26 protein-coding genes are annotated in these 24463 nt (G+C 70.9%); 14 read left to right on the top strand and 12 right to left on the bottom strand.

Annotated elements, in window-relative coordinates:
- Positions 1–234 precede the first annotated feature (234 nt).
- From IE269_RS24130 to IE269_RS24145, 4 genes are all read right to left on the bottom strand, one after another.
- Positions 235–1353 (bottom strand): LLM class flavin-dependent oxidoreductase, encoded by a 1119-nt coding sequence (locus tag IE269_RS24130; protein ID WP_189825209.1) that lies wholly within the window; start codon positions 1351–1353, stop codon positions 235–237.
- A gap of 121 nt (positions 1354–1474) precedes the next feature.
- Positions 1475–2260, bottom strand: coding sequence for an SDR family NAD(P)-dependent oxidoreductase (locus tag IE269_RS24135; protein WP_189825210.1), 786 nt, complete (start codon positions 2258–2260; stop codon positions 1475–1477).
- Between the two features lie 27 nt (positions 2261–2287).
- Positions 2288–3235: an LLM class F420-dependent oxidoreductase gene (locus IE269_RS24140; RefSeq protein WP_229898181.1), complete on the bottom strand. Its 948-nt coding sequence runs from the start codon at positions 3233–3235 to the stop codon at positions 2288–2290.
- 136 nt (positions 3236–3371) lie between these two features.
- The gene (locus IE269_RS24145) at positions 3372–3707 is read right to left on the bottom strand and encodes a YkvA family protein (RefSeq protein WP_189825211.1); all 336 of its coding nucleotides are present in this window, start codon (positions 3705–3707) and stop codon (positions 3372–3374) included.
- Between the two features lie 189 nt (positions 3708–3896).
- Here IE269_RS24145 and IE269_RS24150 point away from each other — a divergent pair, with 189 nt between their 5' ends.
- The 3 genes from IE269_RS24150 (at position 3897) to IE269_RS24160 (ending at position 5619) form a co-directional block, all read left to right on the top strand.
- On the top strand, positions 3897–4799 hold the full coding sequence (locus tag IE269_RS24150) for an NAD(P)-dependent oxidoreductase (protein WP_189825212.1): 903 nt from the start codon (positions 3897–3899) through the stop codon (positions 4797–4799).
- A 131-nt stretch (positions 4800–4930) separates the two neighbouring features.
- Positions 4931–5284, top strand: coding sequence for a type II toxin-antitoxin system RelE/ParE family toxin (locus tag IE269_RS24155; protein ID WP_229898182.1), 354 nt, complete (start codon positions 4931–4933; stop codon positions 5282–5284).
- Positions 5281–5619: an XRE family transcriptional regulator gene (locus tag IE269_RS24160; protein WP_189825214.1), complete on the top strand. Its 339-nt coding sequence runs from the start codon at positions 5281–5283 to the stop codon at positions 5617–5619. Before IE269_RS24155 ends, IE269_RS24160 begins: the two co-directional genes overlap by 4 nt.
- Positions 5620–5710: 91 nt before the next feature.
- Here IE269_RS24160 and IE269_RS24165 read toward each other — a convergent pair whose 3' ends face one another.
- The 3 genes from IE269_RS24165 to IE269_RS24175 all read right to left on the bottom strand — a co-directional run bounded on the left by IE269_RS24165 (position 5711) and on the right by IE269_RS24175 (position 7428).
- Complete coding sequence (locus IE269_RS24165) at positions 5711–6082, bottom strand: RNA polymerase sigma factor (RefSeq protein ID WP_308436977.1); 372 nt, start codon at positions 6080–6082, stop codon at positions 5711–5713.
- Positions 6083–6635: 553 nt separating this feature from the next.
- The gene (locus IE269_RS24170) at positions 6636–6839 is read right to left on the bottom strand and encodes a cold-shock protein (protein ID WP_189825216.1); all 204 of its coding nucleotides are present in this window, start codon (positions 6837–6839) and stop codon (positions 6636–6638) included.
- A 247-nt stretch (positions 6840–7086) separates the two neighbouring features.
- Entirely contained in the window at positions 7087–7428 is a 342-nt protein-coding gene (locus tag IE269_RS24175) for a MerR family transcriptional regulator (protein WP_189825217.1), read from the bottom strand.
- 921 nt (positions 7429–8349) lie between these two features.
- Between IE269_RS24175 and IE269_RS24180 the strand changes: the two genes are divergently transcribed.
- Positions 8350–10464 carry an outer membrane protein assembly factor BamB family protein gene (locus tag IE269_RS24180; protein WP_189825218.1) on the top strand — a complete coding sequence of 705 codons (2115 nt, stop codon included), beginning with the start codon at positions 8350–8352 and terminating at the stop codon, positions 10462–10464.
- A 325-nt stretch (positions 10465–10789) separates the two neighbouring features.
- On the opposite strand, the gene IE269_RS24185 is transcribed toward IE269_RS24180, so the two are convergent.
- Positions 10790–12055 carry an amidohydrolase family protein gene (locus tag IE269_RS24185; RefSeq protein WP_189825219.1) on the bottom strand — a complete coding sequence of 422 codons (1266 nt, stop codon included), beginning with the start codon at positions 12053–12055 and terminating at the stop codon, positions 10790–10792.
- 234 nt (positions 12056–12289) lie between these two features.
- Here IE269_RS24185 and afsR point away from each other — a divergent pair, with 234 nt between their 5' ends.
- From afsR to IE269_RS24205, 4 genes are all read left to right on the top strand, one after another.
- Positions 12290–15226 carry an SARP-family global regulator AfsR gene (gene afsR, locus IE269_RS24190; RefSeq protein WP_189825220.1) on the top strand — a complete coding sequence of 979 codons (2937 nt, stop codon included), beginning with the start codon at positions 12290–12292 and terminating at the stop codon, positions 15224–15226.
- 196 nt (positions 15227–15422) lie between these two features.
- Positions 15423–15578 (top strand): hypothetical protein, encoded by a 156-nt coding sequence (locus IE269_RS24195; RefSeq protein ID WP_189825221.1) that lies wholly within the window; start codon positions 15423–15425, stop codon positions 15576–15578.
- 188 nt (positions 15579–15766) lie between these two features.
- A complete protein-coding gene (locus tag IE269_RS24200) occupies positions 15767–16144 on the top strand; it encodes a DUF6247 family protein (protein WP_189825222.1) in 378 nt (125 codons plus the stop codon).
- 157 nt (positions 16145–16301) lie between these two features.
- Positions 16302–16502 (top strand): hypothetical protein, encoded by a 201-nt coding sequence (locus IE269_RS24205; protein WP_189825223.1) that lies wholly within the window; start codon positions 16302–16304, stop codon positions 16500–16502.
- Positions 16503–16654: 152 nt separating this feature from the next.
- On the opposite strand, the gene IE269_RS24210 is transcribed toward IE269_RS24205, so the two are convergent.
- The 3 genes from IE269_RS24210 to IE269_RS24220 are packed head-to-tail and all read right to left on the bottom strand — an operon-like array spanning position 16655 to position 19040.
- Positions 16655–17050 carry a hypothetical protein gene (locus IE269_RS24210; protein WP_189825224.1) on the bottom strand — a complete coding sequence of 132 codons (396 nt, stop codon included), beginning with the start codon at positions 17048–17050 and terminating at the stop codon, positions 16655–16657.
- Complete coding sequence (locus IE269_RS24215) at positions 17051–17341, bottom strand: ribbon-helix-helix domain-containing protein (protein WP_189825225.1); 291 nt, start codon at positions 17339–17341, stop codon at positions 17051–17053. It abuts the gene before it with no gap.
- 46 nt (positions 17342–17387) lie between these two features.
- Positions 17388–19040 (bottom strand): fatty acid--CoA ligase family protein, encoded by a 1653-nt coding sequence (locus IE269_RS24220; RefSeq protein ID WP_189825226.1) that lies wholly within the window; start codon positions 19038–19040, stop codon positions 17388–17390.
- A gap of 97 nt (positions 19041–19137) precedes the next feature.
- Between IE269_RS24220 and IE269_RS24225 the strand changes: the two genes are divergently transcribed.
- The 5 genes from IE269_RS24225 to IE269_RS24245 all read left to right on the top strand — a co-directional run bounded on the left by IE269_RS24225 (position 19138) and on the right by IE269_RS24245 (position 23025).
- On the top strand, positions 19138–20286 hold the full coding sequence (locus IE269_RS24225; RefSeq protein WP_189825227.1) for a lipid-transfer protein: 1149 nt from the start codon (positions 19138–19140) through the stop codon (positions 20284–20286).
- Between the two features lie 10 nt (positions 20287–20296).
- Positions 20297–20737 (top strand): Zn-ribbon domain-containing OB-fold protein, encoded by a 441-nt coding sequence (locus tag IE269_RS24230; RefSeq protein WP_189825228.1) that lies wholly within the window; start codon positions 20297–20299, stop codon positions 20735–20737.
- Positions 20734–21513, top strand: coding sequence for an enoyl-CoA hydratase/isomerase family protein (locus IE269_RS24235; protein WP_189825229.1), 780 nt, complete (start codon positions 20734–20736; stop codon positions 21511–21513). Before IE269_RS24230 ends, IE269_RS24235 begins: the two co-directional genes overlap by 4 nt.
- 115 nt (positions 21514–21628) lie before the next feature.
- A complete protein-coding gene (locus IE269_RS24240; protein WP_189825230.1) occupies positions 21629–22663 on the top strand; it encodes a DUF1648 domain-containing protein in 1035 nt (344 codons plus the stop codon).
- 2 nt (positions 22664–22665) lie between these two features.
- Positions 22666–23025 (top strand): GntR family transcriptional regulator, encoded by a 360-nt coding sequence (locus IE269_RS24245; RefSeq protein WP_189825231.1) that lies wholly within the window; start codon positions 22666–22668, stop codon positions 23023–23025.
- 73 nt (positions 23026–23098) lie between these two features.
- Here IE269_RS24245 and IE269_RS24250 read toward each other — a convergent pair whose 3' ends face one another.
- Positions 23099–23704 (bottom strand): hypothetical protein, encoded by a 606-nt coding sequence (locus tag IE269_RS24250; protein WP_189825232.1) that lies wholly within the window; start codon positions 23702–23704, stop codon positions 23099–23101.
- Between the two features lie 209 nt (positions 23705–23913).
- Between IE269_RS24250 and IE269_RS24255 the strand changes: the two genes are divergently transcribed.
- Entirely contained in the window at positions 23914–24441 is a 528-nt protein-coding gene (locus IE269_RS24255) for a hypothetical protein (RefSeq protein WP_189825233.1), read from the top strand.
- Positions 24442–24463 lie beyond the last annotated feature (22 nt).

The raw sequence follows: 24463 nt of genomic DNA on the forward strand, positions 1-24463 counted from the left end.
GCCGCCCGAAGGGCAGGCACTCCAGGGGCGCGGGGAACTGCGCGACCAGCCACAACGCACCCGCACGGAACCCGTCCACAGCCCCGCTGGTTTAGGTGAAGGGGCGGGGCTGGGGCACCAACCCGCCGAAGGCGGGCCGGGGTTCGGGGGCAGAGCCCCCGCCAGTGACCCCAGCCACCCACCGCCCCGCACGGAACCGGCCCCACAAGGCCACCCCGCACGGAACCCCCCGAACTACCCCTGCCGCATCCGCGAGGTCCTGTGCACCGGATCCGTGTCGATCTTCGGAATCACATGCTCCCCGATCAACCGAATCGTGTTCATCGTGTCCTCCGGCGACACCCCGATCGGCAGCCCGAACGACAACTGGTCCGCCCCCGCCTGCTCCCACCGCCGGCACTGCTTCAGCACCTCGTCCGGATCCCCGCAGATCATCAACTCCTCGGCGATGAGCAGCTCGATGATCTCCTCGCTGTACTCCGGCAGCAGCTCCGGCCACTCCGGAATCCCCTCCGGCCGCGGGAACGTGTCGTGGTACCGGAACAACAGCGACTGCAGGTAATTCAGCCCCCCGTTCACCGCCACCTGCACCGCCTTCTCGTGCGTCTCGGCGCAAATCGCCGTCGACGTCACCATGACGTTGTCGTTGACGAACGCCCCCACCGGCTCCGCGTCCTTCACCGCCGTCTTGTACGACTCGACGACCCACTCCATGTCGGAGACCTTCTGGACGCTGAAGCCCAGCACCCCGAGCCCCTTCTTCCCCGCCATCGCGTACGACGACGGCGACCCCGCCGCGTACCACATCGCCGGGTGCGCCTTCCCGTACGGCTTCGGGAGGATCTTCCTCGGCGGCAGCGACCAGTGCTTGCCCTGGAAGCCCTCGTACTCGTCCTGGAGCCACATCTTGGGGAACTCGGAGATCGTCTCCTCCCAGATCTCCTTGGTGTGGTTCATGTCCGTGATCCCCGGCATGAAGCCCAGGATCTCGTGCGACCCGGCCCCCCGCCCGCTGCCGAACTCGAACCGCCCCCCGCTCAGGTGGTCCAGCATGGCGACCTTCTCCGCCACCTTCACGGGGTGGTTCACCGGCGCCAGCGGATTGAAGATCCCCGACCCCAGGTGAATCCGCTCCGTCGCGTGCGCGAGATACCCCAGGAAGACGTCATTCGCCGAGAGGTGCGAATACTCCTCCAGGAAGTGGTGCTCGCTCGCCCACGCGTACTTGAACCCCGACTTGTCCGCCTGGATGACGTACTCGGTCTCCTCGATCAGAGCCTTGTGCTCCGCCTCGGGGTCGACCTTGGCACGCGCGGCAGGCACGTAACCCTGCACGAAGAGACCGAACTCCACTGAAGTTCACCGTCCTTGGTGTTTTCTGACGCTCCGTCAGTTCCTACGCGACCGACTGTTCCACCGCACCACGGGACCGTCAATACTGACGACCCATCAGATACTGCCTCGCGGGACCGCCTCACAGGACGGAGACCCCCGCGAGCCATCCCCCGTCCACCACGAACGGCTGCCCGGTGATGTACGAGGAGTCCTCCGACGTCAGGAAGAGCGCCAGCGCCGCCACCTCCTCCGGCCGCCCGATCCGCCCCAGCGGCACCAGCTTCTTGTACAGCTCCGCCACCCCGGCCGCCGCCGCCTCCGCGTCCACACCCGGGTCCAGCGACGCCGGGTTGGTCATCGGCGTGTCCACCGCCCCCGGACACACGGCATTCACCCGGATCCCCTTCGCCGCCAGCTCCATCGCCGCGACCCGGGTCAGCCCGAGGATCGCGTGCTTGGTGGCTGCGTAGGCCCCGACGTACGCCATGCCCGTCATGGCCGTGTACGAGGCAGTGTTGACGATGGTCCCGCCGCCCGCCGCCTCGATCTCGGGGGCGACGGTCCGTATCCCGAGGAAGGCACCCACCTGATTGACCTGGATGATCTGCTGGAACTCCTCCAGCGGGGTGTTCACCAGCTCGTTGAAGCGCAGGATGCCCGCGTTGTTGACCAGGCCGTCGATCCTCCCGAAGGCGTCCTTGGCGGCGGCGACGGCCGCCGTCCAGTCCTCCTCGCGGCTCACGTCGAGGTGGACGTACAGAGCAGCATCCTCCCCCAACTCCTTGGCCAGGGCTGCCCCTTGGTCGTCCAGTACGTCCCCGAGCACGACCTTCGCACCTTCCGCCGCGAAGAGCCGCGCCTCCTGCTCGCCCTGCCCGCGTGCCGCGCCCGTCACGACGACGACGCGCCCGTCCAGCTTGCCCATGCCCCGCACACTCCTTCGGTAGATCCCTCACTGCGACAGCAGCGGGGCCACTTCCGCGGCGAACGCCGCCATCTGGTCGGTGAGTTCGGTGACGCTGCGGCTGCGGAAGCGCACCTGGATCTGGTCCACGCCCATCGCGCGGTACGCCCGCAGCGACTCGGCCAGGGCGTCCGGCTTGCCGGTGAGGGTGCGCCGGCCGACCTCCCAGCCGGGCTCGCCGACGTACAGGGGCTCGGCGATGGCCCCGATCTCGATGGGGTCGGTGACCCCGGCCTCCGCCCGCAAGCTCCGCAACTTCTCTATCTGGTACGGGAGTTTGTCGCGCGGGTCGCCCTGCGGCAGCCACCCGTCCCCGCGTACGGCGGCCCTCCGTACGGCGGCGGGCGAGGACCCGCCCACCCACACCGGCACCCGCTCCCGCGCCGGACGCGGCCGCTGCCCGAGGCCGCTGAACGCGTACCGCTCCCCCGCGAACTCCGGGAACTCCTCGGGCCCCAGCGCCGCCCGCAGCGCGTCGATCGACTCGTCCAGCACGGCGCCCCGGCCCGCGAAGTCGGCGCCGAGCGCGGCGAACTCCTCCTCGACGTGCCCGGCCCCGACCCCCAGCACCAGCCGCCCGCCGCTCAGATGATCCAGCGTGGCGTACTGCTTGGCGGCGGCCAGCGGGTGACGCAGCCCGACCACCGCCACATGACTCAGCAACTGCACGCGCTCGGTGACGGCGGCCAGGTAGGAGAGGGTGGCCACCGGGTCGTACCAGACCGTGCTCATCGCATCGGCGAGCCGCCGCGGGATGGCGACGTGGTCGCACACGGCGATGTACGCGAAGCCGCCGCGGTCGGCGACACGTGCCACCTCGGCGAGCTCTTCCGCGCCCGCCGCCGCTTCCCACCCCTCCGCGTAGATGACGCTCTGCGACTGGACGGGGAGCTGCATCCCGTACGACAGCCGCCCTTCGGGCAGGACCCGGACCATGGACAGACCCCCATATCTGACGGGTCGTCACGCACTCGACGACCGCCCCATCGTCATAGCTGACGCTTCGTCAGACAAGGGGCGGGGCAGAGTCCGTTCGCGGCCCCGCCCCCGCCGGGATCCTCCGCAACTCCCCTTACTTCACCGACCAGTCGGCGCGCTCGACGACCACCGGCTGCTCGCGCCGCCCGCGCCCCACGCCGGCCTTCTCCGCAGCGGCGTACAGCGACCGCAGCGCGATCAGCATGATCCCGATGTCATCGAGCAGCACGGGATCGGGCAGCAGGTCCACCGGGCTGACCAGATAGACCACGGCCCCCCAGAACAGAAACTTGTTCTCGACCGGAATCCCCGCCTCGTTCAGCAGCTTCCGGGCCTTCACCATCTTGACCAGCAGGATCACGGCGACGACGACCATCGCCACGACCGCGAGCCCTGCCAGGACCAGCAGAACGACCGTCCCGTCACTCATGAGTCCTCCTCGTCGGCGTCCCCGTACGTGTACCCGGACGACGGCGTTCCGCCACCCCCCGTGCGCAGGTTCCCCCAGGTGCACCGACCACCCACCTTTTAGTACGTACTTGAGCGCGGCGGCACGCGCCCCGAAGCTGGAGTCAGCCCACTCGGGCCCACTCCACCCCCTCCGCAAGGGAGCTCCGCCATGCCCGCACACGCCACACCCGCCCCCTCCGCCTCCCCTGTGACGGTCCTGGGCCTCGGCCTGATGGGCTACGCCCTCGCCGACGCACTCCTCACGGCGGGCCACCAGGTCACGGTCTGGAACCGCACGCCCGCCAAGGCGGACCCTCTCGTCGCACGGGGCGCGACACTCGCCCCGTCCGTCCGCGAGGCGATCGAATCGAGCCCCCTCACGATCTCCTGCGTCCTGGACTACGACACCCAACACGCCCTCCTGACCCCCGCCGCCGGCGCCCTCCACGGCCGCACGCTGGTGAGCCTCACCAACGGCACCCCCGCCCAGGCCCGCGAGACGGAAGCCTGGGCACTGGCCCTCGGCGCGACCTACCTCGACGGCGGAATCATGGCCGTACCCCACCAGATCGACACCCCCGAGGCCTTCCTCTTCTACAGCGGCGCCCAGGACCCCTTCGACCAGCACCACCCCACCCTCTCCGTCCTCGGCACCCCCCACCACCTGAGCACGGACGTGGGCGTCGCCGCCCTCTACGACCTCGCCCTCCTCAGTGCGATGGACATGATGTTCGCGGGCTTCTTCCACGCGACAGCGGTGGCGACCTCCCACAAGGGCACGTCCGCGACGGACTTCGCGCCGCACCTGGTCGCCTGGCTGACGAGCATGCTGAGCATGGTCCCGCTGATGGCCGCCGACATCGACTCCCCGGCCGCCCCTGCCTACGCCCAGTCCCTCGACCTGGTGGCGGCCGCCGCCCAGAACATGGCGGACGCGGCCCGCGAGGCTGGAGTCCTCCCGGACCACTTCGACCGCTCGGTCACTGCTTTGCGGCAGCGCATCGCCTCCGGCGAAACGGAGTACACGGCCGCCTCAGCGGTGTCCCAGCTGCGGGTCCCGGCCCGGGGGTGAGTCCCTCGCCGGGCCGGGAGGTCAACATCCTCCGTCCGACCGCTCTCCCGGATGAATGACCTCACACGCCCTCCCGGCAAGTTAACGCTTGCATTAACTTCTTGCGCGTGACTCAATGGAAAGTAGTCCTCGTGGCTGAGGTCGACACATGGTTCGTGGAACTGGCACGGACAGACTGGGAGAGCGCCGGGCAGGTGGCGGACGCCATCGACATGCTGGCCACGTTCGGCCCCACGCTCGGCCGCCCTCTGGTCGACCGGATCAAGGGCGCCGAGCAACACCACCTCAAGGAGCTCCGCCCCGGTTCGGCGGGCACGAGCGAGATCCGGATCCTGTTCGCCTTCGACCCCGTGCGCCGCGCCGTCCTATTGGTGGCCGGTGACAAGGCCGGCGACTGGCACCGTTGGTACGAGAGCAATGTGCCGATCGCCGAGAAGCGCTACCAGCAGCACCTGACCGAGATTGAGACCAGGGAGTACGAATGAGCACGGTCGACTGGGAAGAAACCAAGCGCAAGGTGATCGCGGAGCGTCGCGCCGCCGGGCTACCCGTGCGCAGCCCCGAGGAGAAGCGGGCCGCCATGGAACGCCTCACGGCGGAGGTACGGGCGTACCGCCTCGCCGAACTACGCCGCGAGCAGTCGCTCACACAGCGCGACGTCGCCGCGACGATGGGGGTGTCTGCCCCGCGCGTGTCGGCCATCGAGCACGGTGACGCCGATAGGACCGAGGTGGCGACGCTGCGGTCGTACGTGGAAGCCCTCGGCGGCCGCCTTCGCGTGGTGGCCGATTTCGGCGACACCGAATTCACGGTGGCCTGAGTTCCCCGCCCCCGGTCCGCCGACCGGGCCAAGCCCAGGCCGCAGCCCCGAGCGACGTGAACACCTCCCACTCGCCCCGCCCCAACTCCCTCTACTCAACAGCCGCTTGCCCTGCATGAGCCATCCGCCCGACCAGCCCCTCGGCGAAGTCCGGTACGTCCTCGACCACCGGCACCCGCCCCATCGCGGCCCGGTGCCGCCGCGCCGCCCGGCTCGTATTGCGGAGCACGTTCGTGGCGATGCCCAGGAGCCACGCCCGTACGCTCTCCCCCTCGTCCCGCACCTTCTCGCGCAGCCGCCACGCCTCCAGGAAGGTCAGGGACACGACGTCCTGCGCGGCGTCCCAGTCGCCGCTGTACCGGACGGCGTGGCGGTACACGAACGCGGAGTGCTCACGGAAGAGTTCACGGAACACGTCGGGATCGCCCGCACGGATGCGGGCGTGCACGGAGGTCGGCTTCACACCTCTTCTTGTCCGCACCCACCCCTCGGTTCCCGTGACGCCCGTCACACTCACCCCGTCGCCGGCCGCGCCAGGTCGCGCACGGACTCGCCTCCACCCCGCGGGGGGGCAGTACGGACACGACGTCCGCCTCCCCCACCGCCCGGAACAAGCCATGCATCCCCCCCGGCCGCCACACGGCCACGGTGCACCTCATCGACTGTGAGGCGGAACCGGGCGGCCGCACTGCGGACGGCACCCCGTCCCCCCACGCCCTGCCGGACTTCCTCGTCCTCCTCAACCCGGCACCCTCGGAGCCGGGCCCCTTCCGTGCCGCCGTGGAAACCTTCGACCGCCCCGATCGCTGAGCCCGACAGCCCGGGACTGCTCCTGCGCATCGACGTCAAGGTGTTGACCGGCCGGCCGTACTTGGCAAACAGGAATTCCCGCGTCGGGCGGAATGCACCGCGTGGCCACCACCGACAACCGATCCGGCCGATCACCGAATCCCATTCCCCGCATGTTCCCTTACGATTTCTTGCGCTTTCTTCGCGCGCGGGAAATGCGTGAAGGGTCAGCAGGGTGTGATGTTCTCCGCCGTCGGGCCCTTTTCGTGGGGGACGAGGTCGAAGGTGACTTTCTGGCCCTCGGTCAGTGCCTGGGGGTCGTCGCCCGCGATGTGGGCGAAGTGGGCGAACACGTCTGTGCCGTCCTCGTCCTGCTCGATGAAGCCGAAGCCCCTGGCCGCGTTGAACCACTTCACAGTGCCGGACGCCATTTCCGTCTCCTTCGGGCCGTACGCCGGCCTCGCAATTCGCGGTGCCGGATCGCGCAGTGATGCCCCACTCGGAGAAAAGGCACGAGTGCAACGGAAATTGACAGTAGCACGGCGTAATTGGGCTCCGGGCGGGCTGTTTTCTCCGTCGGCGGGGGCAGGAATTGACGTGCAGGGGGAGCAGCTCTTACGGGGCGGGGCGGCTGCGGCATCCGTGTGCCGCGCCGCCCTCGGGGCGCCGCTCCCCGGATCAGGGCGCGGGCGGCGGCTCCTGCGACGCCTCGGCGGCCTTGCGGTACTCGGCGTTGAGCCGGCGGGCCTCTTCGAGCTGGTCCTCAAGAATGATGATGCGGCAGGCCGCTTCGATCGGGGTGCCCTGGTCGACCAGTTCGCGGGCGCGTGCGGCGATGCGCAACTGGTAGCGGGAGTAGCGCCGGTGGCCGCCCTCGGAACGGAGCGGGGTGATCAGCCGGGCCTCGCCGACGGCGCGGAGGAACCCCTGTGTGGTTCCCAGCAGCGCGGCGGCCCGGCCCATGGTGTAGGCGGGGTAATCATCGTCGTCGAGACGGTCGAGCGAGTCGTCTGCTGTCATTGGCACCTCTCTGCGGAACGCGTGGAGGGGCCCTGGCGCCATTTGGCACCAGGGCCCCGAAGGAACTGCTACACCATCCGTCGGCCTGTGTACGAGGCCGACCTTCTGTTTCCGCCGACCCGACCTGAATGCTGCCGGGGTTGCGGGGATCGCGGTTGCTTGACCGGAGACCACCTCACTGTCGCGATGTCCTGCGGTACCCGGGTGTTCAGTCTTTCACCCGGGCGATCCTGATGGCGTCTGGCTCCTCCGTTCTCCCTCTGGGACTGGTACGTACTGCTGGTGTTGCTGATGTTGCGTACTGCTGATCGTGCTCCCCGGTGCGTGCGTCCGCAGCCGACGCCTTCACCGGGGTACTGCTCCTTCACTTCACTGCGGGGTACTGCATGGGTGATGCGGTACTGCACGGGTACTGCTGTCGGCGGCCCCTGATCACTGCGGGCCACCCGGTCCGGTCGCCAGTTCCGTCGCCGTACTGCGCATTCCTTGGCTTCGGCACTCCGCCACCGCACCGCTCTGCTGTGCACTTTCGGTACTGCTGCCCGGCAGTTCGTGTCTGCCGGGTTCTGCTCGATCTCGGCTACATGAGAAACCATAGCCGTGGCGGCAGCGAATGTCTACCTTCGCCAAGGTAGATTTTCGACGCTGGTCGCGAGAGGCAGTCGGTGTTCAGGGCTGCAAGGTGCTGACAGCCCTGTGACCTGCGGTGACCCCTGTGCCCCCAGGACACCCGTATGGCAGACTCGCGGGCTGAAATTCCAACGGCATCGGGGGATCGCCATGCAGCCACCGCCTCATCCGCAGCCGCAGCCGCACCCGCACCCGCAGGGGCATCCGCAAGGGCCTTACGGGCCACCCGGGGGGTACGTTCCCGGGCCGCCGCCGCCCCAGCAGCCTGAGCCGGCGAGGTTGCTCGCCAAGGTGCAGAGCCTCAGCAAGATGGCCGTGCTGGGGGTGCTGTTCGGTGTGCCGTTGAGCTTTGGTGGGGCGCATTACGGGATCACGCAGAAGCCGGCGGGGTTCATAGCCGCGCTGATAGGTGCCGTGCTGCTGCTCGGTGGGGTGTTGGGGTTCGTGCGGGTCAGTGCGTTGCGGAGGCAGTTGCGGGCGCACATGCCCGAGGCGCAGCGGTCGCCCGTCGCGCATCTGGCCAGTGCGCGGAAGGCCGCCACGCTGGCCGCGTATCTCAACGGGTTGTTGGTGCTGCTCGGGCTCGCCGGTGGTGGGTGGCTGCTCGTGATGGGTGGGGAGTGGGGGGCGTACGAGAACTCGTTCGGGTTCGGTGCGCTGATGATGGGGGTTGTGCTGCCGCTCGGGCTGGCGCTCGCGGCCGGAACGACGATTCCGGATCTGTTGAGGGTGGTGCCTGCCGGGGCCCGGACCGGGCAGGCCCTGTACGGGGTCTTCACGCTCGTCGCGACGTTGATGATCGTGCGGGGGGACGGGATCCTGGCGAAGGCCGTGGGCGGCGTCATCGCGCTGGTCGCGCTCGGGGCGATCAAGCTGCTCGGGCGGTGCATGCGGCAGATGGGCGGGTTGCCCGCGCGGGCGCCGGCCGGGCCTTCGCAGCAGCCCCAGCAGCCGTATGTTCCGCCGCAGCCCGGGCCGTACGGGAACGGTCCGTACAACAATGCTCCGTACGGGAATCAGCCCTACCCCCAGCCCCAGCCCCCCGCTCCCCCGCGCAGCCGTGGCGGGCTCATCACCGCCCTCGTGCTGGTGCTGCTGCTCGTCGTGGGCGGCGGCGGGTTCTACTACGCCCACCACACCGGCCTCATCGGCGGCTCCGAGCCCAGCACCGACGTCACCGAGAGCGCGCAGGCCGCGCAGTTCGGGATCGGTGGGGAGCGGAAGCCGTTGTGGACCGGGGTCATCGGGCAGTCGCAGGGGCCCTTCCGGGCCGTCGCCGGTGACCGGGTCGGGGTCCGGATCGCGGGCAATGTGCTGTGGGGGTACGACCTCAAGTCCGGCCGCAAGGTGTGGGAGTTGAGCGACGACCGGGGGCACGAGATCTGTGCCGTCGCGCCGACCACGCAGGGGAATCTGCTGGCCATGCTCGTCCGGCAGGGCGGCGGCGACCGGTGCGGGGCCGTCTCCGGCATCGACGTCAACACCGGCAAGGAGCTGTGGAGCCGAGCCGTCATGAAGGACGACGAGCAGCAGGGCATGCGCCAGCCGGAGATCGCCTTCGCGGGGGACTCGATCGTGACGGCGGGTGGGGCCGGGCCGGTCGTGCTCGACGCCCGCAGCGGGAAGGTCCGGTGGAGTGGGGCCGCGCAGCGGAACCAGGACGGGGAGGCGTTGGCCGTCGCGCACGTGAAGGTGCGTGGTGGTCGGGTCGTGGCGAGTTACGTTCCCGAGCTGGGGGCGGATACGCCGAAGCTCCAGGTCTTCGACCTGCGGTCCGGAAAGGTCCTCGACCGGCCGGAACTGCCCGAGGCCCCGAAGACGGTGGACGGCGGCAAGCGCGGCCACGCCCGCATCATGGGTGCCGAGCCGCTCGTCGTCGCCGTGGACAGCGACGGCATGCGCGACCCCGTGTACTACTCCCGCTCCGGGAAGAAGTGGGTGCCGCTGCGCACGGCCGACGTCCAGGGCAAGAGCATCCGCAAGCACGAGGAGCAGGACGGTGTCGTCGCCGACGACACCACGTACGTGCAGGCCTTCAAGACCGATGACATGACGCTGGACGTCGGGTTCGACACCGTCGTCGTCGGCTTCGACCTGAAGACGGGCGCGGTGCGCTGGCAGCACGCCCTGAAGCGGGATTCCAGCGAGATCCGCTTCCTGCCGGGCGGGCCGAGGGGGTCCGTGCGGGCGGTCGTGTCGGCGTACTACACCGGCCTGCAGCTGTACGCGTTCCCGTTGGCCGGCGGCGAGGCCGTGCGGGGCGGGCGGCTGGCCCTGGACTCCGACGACGGGGACTCGACGAGCGCCTTCGGGGGGACCTTCGACGCGGCGGTCGGCGCAGGGACGCTGTTCGCGGTCAACGGGCTGGGGACGGCGGTGGCGGGGTTCCCGGTCGGGGAGAAGTAGCCCGACCGTGCCCCTTCAGGGGCGCGGGGAACTGCGCGCCCAGCCACGACGCGCCCGCACGGAGCCGTGCAATTGCCCCGCGGGTTTAGGTGAAGGGGCGGGGCTGGGGACCCTCTGGCCCGGCGGACCGGTGCTTCACGTCCCCGGCACGGGGAGGCGCCCCGAGGGCCCTGGAGCTGCGCGCACCCGACGTGCAAGGTGCGGGCAGGGGCCGGTGCCGGGGTGGGCCCGGATCGGGCGGGCCGCCCCCTTGCCCGCCCGTCCCGCCCCCGGGGGGCGGCCCCGCCGCCCAAGGGGGCGAGGGTGGTGGAAGGGCCCCGGAGGGCTACTTGCCCGGCCAGAGGCCGTCCGGGGTCAGGCCGAGCAGAGAGATCGCGTTGCCGCGCACGATCCGGTCCACCACGTCCGGCGGCAAGTGCCCCATCTGGGATTCGCCGACCTCCCTCGACTTCGGCCACGTCGAGTCCGAGTGCGGGTAGTCCGTCTCGTAGAGGACGTTGCCGACGCCGATCGCGTCCAGGTTCTTCAGGCCGAAGGCGTCGTCGAAGAAGCAGCCGTAGACGTGTGAGGCGAAGAGCTCGGACGGCGGGCGGTGGACCTTGTCGGCCACCCCGCCCCAGCCGCGGTTCTCCTCCCAGACCACGTCCGCGCGTTCCAGGATGTACGGGATCCAGCCGATCTGGCCCTCCGCATACATGATCTTCAGGCCCGGGAAGCGTTCGAACTTGCCGCTCATCAGCCAGTCGACCATCGAGAAGCAGCAGTTGGCGAAGGTGATGGTCGAGCCGACGGCGGGGGGTGCGTCCGCCGAGGTGGAGGGCATCTTCGAGGACGAGCCGATGTGCATCGCGATGACCGTCCCCGTCTCCGCGCAGGCCGCGAGGAAGGGATCCCAGTCGTCCGTGTGGATGGACGGGAGGCCCAGGTGCGGCGGGATCTCGGAGAAGGCGACCGCGCGGACGCCGCGGGCGGCGTTGCGGCGGACCTCGGCGGCGGCGAGTTCCGCGTCCCAGAGGGGGACGAGGGTGAGCGGGATGAGGCGGCCGTGGGCCTCGGGGCCGCACCACTCCTCCACCATCCAGTCGTTGTACGCCCGTACGCCCAGCAGCCCCAGCTCCCGGTCCTTCGCCTCCGTGAAGGTCTGGCCGCAGAAGCGCGGGAAGGTCGGGAAGCAGAGCGCGGACTGCACGTGGTTGACGTCCATGTCGGCGAGGCGGTCGGGGACCGAGTAGGAGCCCGGTCGCATCTGCTCGTACGTGATGACTTCGAGTTTGATCTCGTCGCGGTCGTAGCCGACGGCCGTGTCCAGGCGGGTGAGGGGGCGGTGCAGGTCCTCGTAGATCCACCAGTCGCCGATCGGGCCTTCGTCGCCCTTCTCGCCCATGACCGGCGCGAACTTCCCGCCCAGGAAGGTCATTTCCTTCAGAGGGGCCCGGACGATACGGGGCCCGATGTCCCGGTACTTGGCGGGGAGGCGGTCCTGCCAGACGCCGGGGGGCTCCACCGTGTGGTCGTCCACCGAGATGATCCTCGGGAAGGTGTCGGTTTCGCTTGCTGTGTTCGTTGTGCTCGCTATGCCCGTTCCGTCCATGTCGTACGTCTCCCTGTTCGTCTCCGCACCGGGCTCCAACCAGCGCCACGGTACCGCCGATCTGACGATCCGTCAGGTGCGTGTGCGTACAGGGGTGGACGCAGTTTCCGCCCGCATTCTTGAGGTTCCTCTGAGGTTCGACTGCTGACGCACTCGGCATGGACAAGGCAAACTGACCCTGTCAACAAGAGCCGCAACAAGGGCGCTACGGGAAGTAACGGCAGGGGGAGCGCGATGGACCGCATACCGGGCGAGGTTCCGGGCGAGGACACCGCCACCCGTGAACTGCGCTTCAGCCTGCTGGGGCCGGTCCGCGCCTGGCGCGGCGGCGAACCCGTGCCCGCCGGTTCGCCGCAGCAGCGGGCCCTCCTCGCCCTGTTGCTGCTCCGCGAGGGGCGCACCGCGACCGCCGCCGAGCTGATCGACGGCGTGTGGGGCGAGGAGCCGCCGTCGCAGGCGCTGGCCGCGATACGGACGTACGCCTCCCGACTGCGCAAGGCGCTCGGCGCGGACGTGCTGGTCAGCGTGGCCGGCGGGTACGCGATCCGGCCCGCGCCCGGGGCGCTGGACCTCGCGGTGGCACAGGAGTTGACCGTCGACGCGGACAAGGCCCGGGCGGGCGGCGACCGTTGCGCGGCGCGCTCGCTGCTGGGCAAGGCGCTCGGGCTGTGGGACGGGGAGGCACTGGCCTCCGTACCCGGACCGTACGCGGAATCGCAGCGGGCGCGGCTGGAGGAGTGGCGGCTCCAGCTCACCGAGACCCGGCTCGACCTGGACCTGGAGGTCGGCTGCCACGCGGAGGCGGTGTCGGAGCTGACCGCGCTCACCGCCGCGCACCCGCTGCGGGAGCGGCTGCGCGAGCTGCTGATGCTGGCGCTGTACCGGTGCGGGCGGCAGGCGGAGGCGCTCGCCGTGTACGCCGACACGCGCCGCCTCCTCGCCGACGAACTCGGCGTGGACCCGCGCCCCGAACTCTCCCGCCTCCAGCAGCGCATCCTGGAGGCCGACGAGGAGCTGGCCCGCCCCGTCGAGATCCCGGCGGCGGTCGCGGCCCCGCCCGTCCGCCCCGCCCAACTCCCGGCCTCCGTACCGGACTTCACCGGCCGCGCCTCCTTCGTACGCGAACTCGGCGAGCAGCTCGCGCAGGCCGAGACGAGCGTGATGGCGGTGTCGGCGCTCGCCGGGATCGGGGGCGTCGGCAAGACCACGCTCGCGGTGCACGTGGCGCATGCGGCGCGGCCGCACTTCCCGGACGGTCAGCTGTACGTCGACCTCCAGGGGGCGGGGTCGCGGCCCGCCGAGCCGGAGACGGTGCTCGGCGCGTTCCTGCGGGCGCTCGGCACGGCGGACACCGCGATCCCGGACTCGCTGGACGAGCGGGCGGCGCTGTACCGCTCGACGCTGGACGGGCGGCGGGTGCTGGTCCTGCTGGACAACGCGCGCGACGCGTCGCAGGTCAGGCCGCTGCTGCCCGGCACGCCCGGGTGCGCGGCGCTCATCACCGCCCGCACCCGGATGGTCGACCTGGCGGGCGCGCACCTCGTCGACCTGGACGTGATGTCGCCGGAGGAGGCCCTCCAGCTCTTCACGCGGATCGTGGGCGAGGAGCGGGTCGCCGCCGAGCGGGAGGCGGCGCTCGACGTGGTCGGGGCGTGCGGCTTCCTGCCGCTGGCGATCCGCATCGCCGCCGCCCGGCTGGCGTCGCGGCGCACGTGGACGGTCTCCGTCCTGGCCGCGAAGCTCGCAGACGAGCGGCGCAGGCTGGACGAACTCCAGGCGGGCGACCTCGCGGTCAAGGCCACCTTCGAGCTGGGCTACGGGCAGTTGGAGCCCGCCCAGGCCCGCGCCTTCCGCCTCCTCGGCCTGGCGGACGGCCCGGACATCTCCCTGGCCGCGGCCGCCGCCGTACTGGACCTCCCCCTGTACGACGCGGAGGACCTGCTGGAGGCGCTGGTCGACACCTCCCTCCTGGAATCGGCCTCGCCGGGCCGCTACCGCTTCCACGACCTCGTACGGCTCTACGCGCGTGCGTGCGCGGAGCGCGACGAGCAGCCGCCGGAGGAGCGGGGGGCGGCGCTGTCGCGGCTGCTGGACTTCTATTTGGCGACGGCGGCGGGGGTGTACGCCATCGAGCGCCCTGGGGACCGGCTGGTCGAGCACCTGGAGCCGACCGACCGCGCCGGTCTCGCCTTCACCGACCGGCACACCGCGCAGGACTGGCTGTACCGGGAGGCGGGGCCACTGCTGGCGTGCGTACGGCAGTCGTCGGGGGCGGGGTCGGTGCGGCGGGCGGTGGATTTGTTGTGGGCGGCGCTGGATCTGGGGGAATCGGGCGCCAACGCCAAGGAGTACGAGTCGACGGCGCGGGCCGTGAAGGAGGCCGCGCGTACGCACGGGGACGAACGCGCCGAAGGGCGGGCATTGCTGACGCTCGCGGACGTGCACCACACGTCCGGGCGCTTCGAGCAGGCCGAGCTGGAGGCCGAAGGAGTCATACGGCTGGCATCCGCCGCAGGGGACCCGCTGCCCATCTGCTGGGCGCTCAATGCTCGTGGCGTGGTGGCCCTTTACCAGAGCAGGCACACCGACGGCGAGGCTCACTTCTCGCTGGCCATCGAGCACTTCCGCCGTATCGAGGACCGTCCCGGCGAGGCAAGCGCTCTGTGCAACCTGTCCCGCATCCATCTGGCCACCAGCCGCACCGAGAGCGCCGTCTCGCTCGCCCGCCAGGGCATTGCGGTCTACGACGGCATGGGGAACACCCTGCGGGGCGCCAATGCCCGGTACGCCCTGGGGCTGGCACTCACCCAGGACGGCCAGCACGAGGCGGCTGCGGAGCAGCTTGTCCAGGCCCTGGAGGTGTTCCGGGACAGCCGCCAACGTCTCTGGGAAGGCATGTCCCTCTTCCGGCTGGCCGAGGTCGACCTGGCGGCCCGGCAGCCGGCTCCGGCAGCCGCCAAGGCCGAGCAGGCCCTGAGCCTGCTGCGAGGCATCGGCGGCGAGTGGCGGCGCGGCAACGTACTCACCGTCCTCGGCACCGCATTGCACGAGGTCGGCCAGCAGGGGCGCGCGCGGGTGTGCTGGGAAGAGGCGCTGGCGATCTTCGAGGATTCGAATGCCGCCGAAGCCACGGGCGTGCGCAGGCTGCTGGCCCCACCCGTCGTCGCCTAGGCGTTCATCGTTCGTTTATCGCCGTCCGGCACGCTTCTGGGTATCGGGTCCGTCGCGTCGGGGGGCAGGCGGGGCCGTGCACGGGGCGTCGCACTAGTGTGAACGGCCCTGGAGGCCCGCCCCGTTGCCCACGGGGGAGCGACCGGGCGGGCCTTCACCCCACTGTCCGTCTGCGAATCAACAGGAGCCACCCACCATGAGCGACCCGAAGAAGAACGACTCCGACATAAAGCCGCTCGACATCCACGCCACGGGCGCGGACGCCGACAAGCCGAAGCTGAAGGACATTCACGCCACCTCTGAGCCGGTGACCAACGGAGACATCCACGCCACGTCGGAGCCGGCCAACTAAGACCTTCCTGCACGGGGATCGGCCGCGGCGGCGCGGAGGGGGAGCCGCCGCGGCCGCATGCTTTCCCGGGCCGGGTCAGCCGCACCCTGTATCCGCAGGTCAGATGGGTACGGGGTCGCAGGCAACCCGCGCCCTCGTTCCGCCCTCCTCCCGTACGAGACCAGATCGGAAAGGCCGGAACGACCGACATGACCGCCCAGCGCACCCCTTCTCCTCGGACCCAGCCCGCCACGGACACCCTGCTCCCGCGCCCCGACCGCACCACCGCCGCCCTGCGCGCCGCGGTGGCCCGGCTGGCTCCCGCGCGGCTCCCGGAGATGGAGCGGCAGATGGAGGAGGCCCTCTCCCTGGCCGCCCGCACGGGCAGCCTCTCCCCGCTGACGGCGTTCCTGGAGAGCTGGGCGGTGGCGATGGAGATAGCCCGCGTCCCGTCCTCGGCGGACCGCCTCCGCGAGGCGGAGTACGCGGCCCGCTCGGCGGCCCCGGGCTCCCCGGAGTGGCGCTCGGCGATGGAGGCGATCGGCGCGGTGCAGGGCGAGGCCCGGAGGGCACTGGCGGAGGGCTGAGTCATGCCCGGGGCCGAACCGGAGTGACCGCCTCACGCGAGGGTGATCGGCCAACTACGCACCGCGAGCGAAAAGTTCTGGCCAAAGCTCTTGAGCGCCGCCCCAGCCGTCACTACGGTCACTCCCGTCCCACACCCACCTCATCCCGGGAGACCTCATGACCCGCGCCAAGAAGATCCTCGTCACCGCCGCCATGGTGGCCGCAGCCGCCGCCGTCGGCACGTCCCCGGCCCTGGCCGACGCGCACGCGACCGTGGCTCCGCAGGACGCCCACGCCACGTCGACGGACGACCTCCACGCCACGTCCACCACGAACGACCTCCACGCCACGTCCACGGACGACGCCCACGCCTCCTGACCCCGCGCGTTCCGCCCGGGGCGGAGACCCCCGCCCCGGGCACGCTCCCGCACCGCATCCCGCCTACAGCGACCGGCCGACCGCTTCGGTCCCTTGCCCATGGCGGCACCGCAGTGTCCCCACCGGTGGCCCGGTACGGAAGGGGCCGCATGTCACAGGGGCATGACGCGCACCGTGGGCGGGCACAGCTTCGTCATGTCGTCCTCGTCGGAGGTGAAGAGGGCGACCCGGCCGCGCTGCCGGCCCGCGATCACGGCGAGGGCGGCGTCGATGGCGTACTTGTGACCGTGCAGGCCGGTCTGGCGGAGGAGCTGGATGGCCGTGTCGGCGATCTCTTTGGTGACGGGTTCGACTGCGATCAGGGACATGGTCCAGGACCAGGCGGGCGCACTGATCTTGTCGTGGTACGCCTCGATGAGAGTCATCGAGCTGGTCACCACGTGAATACGGGACCGCCGGGCTTCCTTGAGTCGGGACCTCATCGCCAGGTCGCCGCGTGCCGCCCTGGAGAGCGCCTCACAGTCGAGTACGTAACTCAGCTCCGGCACTTACGCCGCCCGGCCTTCCCGCGCCCCGGCAGCTTGAGCGGCTGCACTCTCCTGCTGCTCGAACCAGAGCTCGATCTCACGCCTCTCGGCCTCCGCAGCAGCCAGCGCATCCTCCGGAACAGGCCCGTACTCCCCTTCCAACCGCTCGACCAGTTCACCCAGTCGGTCGTTCTCCCGCTGACGCCTTATGGCCTGTGTGACATACGCACTGAACGCCCCGGCACCCACCTCGCTACGGATCTCCTCGGCCAGCTCTTCCGGCAGGGTGACGGTGTACTTCTTGGTTGCCATACCTCAAACCATACCGGGATGGAAGTGACCCGCACCACTCCACAGCTCAGCGCCCCGCCCGCCCCCTCAGCTCCCCCTTCACCACCTTCCCGCTCGCGTTCCTCGGCAGGGACGGGAGGAATTCGACCTCCCGGGGGACCTTGTAGTTGGCCATCTCGCGACGGCTCCACGCGATCACGTCGTCGGAGGTGAGAGAGGTGTCCGGGCGGCGGACGACGTACGCCTTGCCGACCTCGCCCAGGCGGGGGTCCGGGATGCCGATGACCGCGACGTCGGCGATGTCCGGGTGCAGGCCCAGGAGCTGTTCGATCTCGGCGGGGTAGGCGTTGAAGCCGCCCACGATGAACATGTCCTTGATCCGGTCCGTGATGCGGAGGTTGCCGGACGGGTCGAGCACGCCGACGTCGCCCGTGCGGAGCCAGCCGTCCTCCGTCAGCGCCGCCGCCGTGGCCGCCTCGTCCTCGAAGTAGCCCTGCATGACGTTGAAGCCGCGGACGAGCACTTCGCCGGGGGTTCCGGGCGGCGCGGAGATGCGTACCTCCGTACCGGGAATGGCCCGGCCCGAGGTCGTCGCGATGGTGGCCGGGGGGTCGCCGCGGCGGCACATCGAGACGATGCCCGAGGCTTCGGAAAGGCCGTAGGCGGTGAGGACCGTCGCGATGTGGAGTTCGGAGCGGAGGCGTTCGACCAGTTGCAGGGGGACGACGGCCGCGCCTGTGACGACGAGGCGGAGGGCCGTCAGGTCGTGGGAGGTGCGGGCCGGGTGGTCCAGGAGGGACTGGTGGAGGGTCGGGGGGCCGGGGAGGACGGAGATGCGTTCGGCGGCGATGTTGGCGAGGACGGTGTCCACGTTGAAGACGGGCTGCGGGACCATCGTCGCGCCGCGCGTCAGGCAGGCGATGATGCCGGCCTTGTAGCCGAAGGTGTGGAAGAAGGGGTTGACGATGAGGTAGCGGTCGCCCTCGCGGAGCCCGGCGAGGTCCGCCCAGATGTCGTAGGCGCGCAGGGTCTGGGTGTGGGTGATGACCGCGCCCTTGGGGCGGCCCGTGGTGCCCGAGGTGTAGATGATGTCGGAGGGGGCGGTGGCGGGGATCTCCGCTGCACGTGCGCGGACCGTCTCCCCGCTCACGGATTCGCCTGCCGCGAGGAAGTCCTTCCAGGTCAGGAAGGTGGAGGGGGCGGCGTCGTCGGAGAGGACGACGACATCGGAGAGGTGCGGGAGGCCGGGGAGGGGGCCGCCACCCCCCGGGCCGTCCCCGGGGCCCTCCCCCGGGCCTTCCGCCGTCGCGCGGCGGAGGGAGGCGACGTACGACGTGCCGAGGAAAGTGCCCGTGATGAAGAGGAGTTTGGTGCGGGACTGGGCGAGGACGTAGGCCGCCTCGGTGCCCTTGAAGCGGGTGTTGAGGGGGACGAGGACCGCGCCCGCCGTCACCGCGCCGAGGGCGGAGACGATCCAGTCGAGGGTGTTCGGGGCCCAGATCGCGACCCGGTCGCCCCGCCGCACCCCCCGGGCGAGACAGGCCGCCGCCGCGCGCTCGACACGGTCGCCCAGTTCGGCGTACGAGACCCGGGTTCGCCCCTCGACGACGGCCTCCCGGGAGCCGTACCGCCCGGCGGCGTACCGCACCAGCTCGGGGACGGTGCGCCAGGGGGTTTCTCCCCGGACCTCTGTCGCTTCGTCCTGTGCGTCGAACTGCATCGCAAGCCCTCCCACACCGCTAGCTGACTATCCGTCAGATTAGCTGTAGCCTGACGCGCTGTCAGCAGTCAGGACGATCGCGGAGAGGCTGTGGAGCATGCCGGGACTCAAGGACGCGACTGCGATAGTCGGCATCGGGCAGACCGAGTTCGCCAAGCAACTCACCGCGAGTGAGAAGGAGTTGGCATGTCGGGCCATTCTCGCTGCGCTGGACGACGCGGGCATCGACCCCTCCGAGGTCGACGGGTTCGCCTCGTACACCATGGAGGAGACCGACGAGGTCGAGGTCGCGAAGGCGGTCGGGGTCGGGGATCTGACGTTCTTCTCCAAGGTCGGCTTCGGGGGCGGGGGTTCGTGCGCGACCGTCGGGCACCTCGCCTCCGCCATCGCGACCGGGCAGGCGAGCGTCGGCGTCGCCTGGCGGTCGCGGAAGCGGGGCAGCGGGCCGCGCCCCTGGAAGAACACCACCGTCCAACTCCCCACCCCCGCCCAGTGGACCCGCCCCTTCGGCCTCCTGCGGCCCGCCGACGAGATCGGCATGCTGGCCCGCCGGTACATGCACGAGTACGGCGCCACCCGCGACCACCTCTTCAACGTCGCCCTCGCCTGCCGCAACCGGGCGAATCAGAATCCGGCCGCGATGATGCACGAGCGACCGCTGACCCGCGACATGTACATGAACGCCCGCTGGATCAGCGAGCCGCTCTGCCTCTTCGACAACTGCCTGGAGACGGACGGGGCGTTGGCGTGCGTCATCGTCTCCGCCGAGCGGGCCCGGGACTGCCGGCGCAAGCCCGTGTACGTCCACTCCGCCGCCCAGGGGCTGCCCGCCCAGCACCACGGCATGGTCAACTACTGGAACGACGACCCGCTGACCGGGCCTGCCTGGACCGCCGCCCGACACCTGTGGAAACAGGCCGACTTCGGGCCGGAGGACGTGGACGTGGCGCAGATATACGACGCGTTCACGCCGCTCATCCCGCTGTCGCTGGAGGGGTACGGCTTCTGCGGGCGCGGCGAAGGGGCCGCGTTCACGGAGGGCGGGGCGCTGGAGAGCGGCGGGCGACTGCCGATCAACACCGGCGGGGGCGGGCTGAGCGAGGCGTACGTCCACGGCTTCAACCTCATCAACGAGGGCGTGAAACAGCTCCGCGGCACCTCCACCGCCCAGGTCCCGAACGCCTCCACCTGCTTGGTCACGGCGGGCGAGGGCGTACCGACGTCCGCCCTTCTGCTGAGGAGTTGAGAACATCCCCATGACCGACGCCCTCCTCTCCCCCGCCGTCGACCCCGACGGCGCCCCCTTCTGGGAGTACGCCGCCCGCGGCGAACTCCGCGTCCAGGCCTGCACCCCCTGCGGTGAACTCCGCTTCCCGCCCCGCCCGTGCTGCCCGCACTGCCACTCCTTCGACTCTGAGTGGCGACCGATGAGCGGGCGCGGCACGATCTGGTCGTACGTCGTCCCGCACCCGCCCCTCCTCCCCGCCTACGCGGCGCAGGCCCCGTACAACGCGGTGATCGTGGAGCTGGCGGATGCCCCCCGCATCCGTCTCGTCGGCAATGTCGTCGCCTCCGCCGACGCCGCCCTCGACTCGGTCGACCCGGCCCGGCTGCGGATCGGGGCCCGGGTGCGCGTGGCCTTCGGGAAGCTGCCCGACGGCACGACGGTCCCGCGCTGGCTGCTGGAGCGGCCATGACCACCACGACCGTACGACTGGAACGCGACAAGGAGAGCGGGGTCGCGGTCGTCACCCTCGACCGCGAGGCGAAGCTGAACGCCATCGACCTGGACATGGCTGCCGAACTGGCCGCCGCCTGGTGCGAGTTGCGCTTCGACGACACCGTGCGGGCGGTCGTCCTGACCGGCGCCGGCGCCCGCGCCTTCTGCACCGGCATCGACCGCTCGGTCGACGTGCCGCAGCCCTCGTCCCCGTACTCGATCGACGACCCCCTCCTCACCATCGGCCCGAAGGCCAACGACCTCTGGAAGCCGGTCGTCGCGGCGGTGCGCGGGATGGCGTGCGGCGGGGCGTTCTACCTGCTGGGCGAGGCGGAGTTCGTGGTGGCGGGCGAGAGCGCGGCCTTCTTCGACCCGCACACGACGTACGGCATGGTCAGCGCGTACGAGACGGCCCTGCTGGCCCAGCGGATGCCGTACGGGGAAGTGGCCCGCATGGCGCTGATGGGCACGGCCGAGCGGATGTCGGCGCGGCGGGCGTACGAGGTCGGGTTCGTGTCCGAACTGACGCCGGAAGGCGAGGAGTTGGCTGCTGCGGTGCGATCGGCGGAAGTGATCGCCGGATATCCGACGGAGGCCGTGCAGGGGACGGTCCGTGCGGTGTGGGCGACCAGGGAGGCGGCGCGCGCGCAGGCCTACGCACAGGCGCCGCACCTGATCGCGCTGGGGAATCTGCCTCCGGAGCGCCAGGCGGAGCTGTTCGGGAAGCGGGGGGCGGACTTCCGGATCCGCTGAGCCAGGACCCGGACAACACCCCCGGGGCCGCCCGCGAATTGTTCGCATCGAATGCGAACAACCCTTCCCCCACCTCCAGTTGTTCTACTACTATGCGAACAACTGGAGGTTCATCATGGCATTACGCAGCAGCATCCGCATGAGTCCGGCCCGACTGCGCCTCACGGCGCTCACCGTCGCCCCCTTCTTCCTGGCCCTGGCCGTCTACGTCACGACGTTCGCCGTGCTCCACGACGACCTGCCCGACCCCCTGGCCACCCACTACGACACCTCCGGCGCCCCCAACGGCTACGTCGGGCGCAGCACCGTGCTGTTCGTCGGCACCGGCCTGCTGTTCCTGCTCGGTACGGTCTGGACCTGGTGCAGCGTGGGCAGGGCCGCGCCGACCGGCCGGATCGGCGTGTGGGCCATGCCCGCCGGCGGCTGGGGCGTCGCCGCCTTCCTGGGGACGGTCCTGACCTCGATGCTCCACGCCAACGCCGGACCGGGCGACGGCTCCGCGGCCCGCTTCCCCGGCTGGTACTTGGCGGTGGCACTGGGTGCGGCAGCCGTCGCGGCCGTGCTGGGCGCACTGGCCACCCGGGCGATCGTGGGCTCCGTACCGCCGGGCCGCGTCCCGGAGACACCGCCGGGCGGCACCCCGGACCGGATCGACCTCGCCGCGAACGAGGTGGCGAGCTGGGCGCGCGGGCTCGCCCCCTGGACGATGGTGCTGGCCGGGCTGCTCACGCTGGCGGGCGGGGTGCTCGCCTGGGTGGTTACGGACTGGCGGGTGTTCGCTCCGCTGTTCCTGCTCGGGCTCGCGGCGTTGCTGCTCGCCTCGGCGTACGTCACGGTGGACCGCCGGGGGCTGACCGTCGCCCCGGCGCTGCTGCCCTGGCCCGCGATACGCATCCCGCTGAGCGGCATCACCGAGGTGTCCAGCCGTAGGATCAGCCCGACCACCGACTTCGGCGGCTGGGGCTACCGGGTGCGGGCGCACCGCACCGGCCTGGTCACCCGCTCCGGCGACGCCCTGGTCGTACGGCGCAGGAGCGGGCGGGAGTTCGTGGTCACCGTGGACGACGCGGCCACCGGGGCCGCGCTGCTCGCCACTCTGCTGGACCGGAGGGCGGGCCGGACGGACCGGGCAGACCGAGAGGGCCGCTGACCATGCTGTTCAAACTGGACGCCGCCTCACCGGTACCGCTGGGCGACCAGATCGCATCGTCGGTGCGCGCCGCCGTCGCCGACGGCACGGTGGAACCCGGCGAGCGGCTGCCCGCCGCCCGCGTACTGGCCGACTCCCTCGGCATCAACGTCCATACGGTGCTGCGCGGCTACCAGCGGCTGCGCGAGGAGGGCCTGATCGAGCTGCGGCGGGGGCGCGGCGCGGTGGTCGTCGACAACCCGGTGTCGCCGGGGCGGGCCCGCATCCTGGAACGTATCGGCGAACTCGTCGAAGAGGCGCGCAAGTTGGGCATGCCGGAGGAGGACCTGCTGGCGCTGGTCCGGGCGAACCTGGCGGGCTGAGCGGGACCCTGCGGGGCGTACCGAAGGGGCCCGGCCGCGAGAGTGCGGCCGGACCCCTTCCCGTATGTGTGACTCAGGAGCTGGTGCGGCTCGGGTACTTGACCTCGCAGCGGCCCGAGAGGGTCTCGGTCGAGCGCTTCACGTAGACGGTGGAGACGTCGACGGAGCGGGTCTGGCCCGGGGCGACACCGATGATGCTGGTGGTGCGGGAGCCGACGGTGGAGCCCTGGTTCGTGAAGCGCACCGTGAAGCTGTAGTTGTAGGTGCTCGACGAGCTGCTGTTGGTGGCGCTGATGGTGGCGAGCATGCCGCGCGACGGGTCGTACTTGCACTCCGTGATCTTCAGATCGCGGTTGGCGGCACTGCTGCCGCCGCCGCTGATGCCGGAGACCGAGCCGCCCGAGCTGCTGGAGCTGGAGGAGCTGGTGCTGTCCGAGCCGCCGGTGGTGGAGGAGCTGAAGCCACCGCTGGAGGAGCTGGAGCTGCTGCTGGAGTCATAGCCGCCGGTGGACGAGCTGGAGCTGCTGGAGTCGCTGCCCCCGCTGCTGCTGGAGCCGCCGGAGGAGCCGTGGCTGCTGGAGCCGCCGCCGCAGCTCCCGCCGTGGGAGCCGCGGGCTCCGGTGAGCGCGACGACGGCGATGCCGAATACGGCCACTGCGCGGACATGGCGGAGCTTCATGCTTCCAACCCCCGTTGATGTGAAGCGAGATGGGACGAAATGGGCATTCATGCCCGGGCGGATCTGGCAGGAGCCGCCGCAAAGTAAAGAACCCGTAAGGGCGAGTGCATGACACCCTAGCAGCGCCTGTCACGTGGCGTGTCCCGAACCTCGGGCGTAGCGTCGAAGCTCCGCAGACCCTCGCAAAACCTCGACACGAGGAGCTCGAGATGGTCAGAAACGCCCTCGGTGCGGTGCTTGCGCTCGCCGGTGCGACGGCCGCCGTGTGGAGCCCTTTCCGGGCCTGGAACGACGGTCGGCGCGGCCGTGACTACCGCATCGAAGACCTCTTCGACGGGATCACAGACGTCCGGGCGGACCTGGCCGGTTCCCTCCTGCTGCCGTTCGTTTTCGCGGCGGTGGTCGTCCTGATCGCGGTGTTCCTGCGGTCGCGCTTGCTGGTGGGGCTCGCGGGGCTGGTCACGCTCGGTTTCACCGTGCTGTGGATGGTGCGGCAGGGGCAGGCCGCGGGGGGCCTCGCGGTCAATGCGGACGGGACGGGGCTGGGGATGGGGGTCGCCAGTGCGGCGGGCGGGGGCGTGCTGATGCTGATCGCGGCGGTGGTCATGAACGGGCGCGGGCCGCGACGGGGTCGGCGGAGTCGGCGGGATGTGGCGCCGGGGCCGGTGACGGAGGCGCCGTACGCCGGGGAACCCACGCAGCAGGTGCCGACCATGGACGGGCGTCCGGGGGTGTAGTCGGCGCCCGGCACCGGGGTGT

It is taken from the genome of Streptomyces spiroverticillatus (assembly GCA_014650415.1).
In the GTDB taxonomy this organism is placed as follows: domain Bacteria; phylum Actinomycetota; class Actinomycetes; order Streptomycetales; family Streptomycetaceae; genus Streptomyces; species Streptomyces spiroverticillatus.